This window comes from Cellulomonas sp. GbtcB1 (genome assembly GCF_019091725.1).
Lineage (GTDB): Bacteria > Actinomycetota > Actinomycetes > Actinomycetales > Cellulomonadaceae > Cellulomonas.
Map to the genome: position 1 here is coordinate 1 of NZ_JAGXJG010000175.1, position 316 is coordinate 316.

The 316-nt window shown below is 74.4% G+C and carries 1 protein-coding gene; it reads left to right on the top strand.

Annotated elements, in window-relative coordinates; genetic code table 11:
* Nucleotides 1–316: PhnE/PtxC family ABC transporter permease (locus tag KVT14_RS20190; RefSeq protein ID WP_368858791.1), on the top strand; the 316-nt coding region annotated here is incomplete at both ends.

The window sequence follows — 316 nt, forward strand, 5'->3', positions numbered from 1 at the left end:
TCGAGGGCATCGGCCGCGGTCCCGTCGAGGCGGTCCGCGCCGCCGGTGGGTCCGGCTCCCACGTGCTCCGCTGGGGCGTCTGGCCCGAGGTGCTGCCCGCGTTCGGGTCCTTCTGGCTCTACCGGTTCGAGGTCAACGTCCGCTCGTCCGCCGTGCTCGGCCTCATCGGCGTCGGCGGCATCGGTGGCCTGCTCACCTCCTACACGCAGTACCGGCAGTGGTCGGCGGTCGGCGTGCTGCTCGTCGTGGTCGTGGTCGTCACGGTGGCGATCGACGCCGCGTCCGGGGCCCCGCGCCGCCGGATCATGGAGGGGGC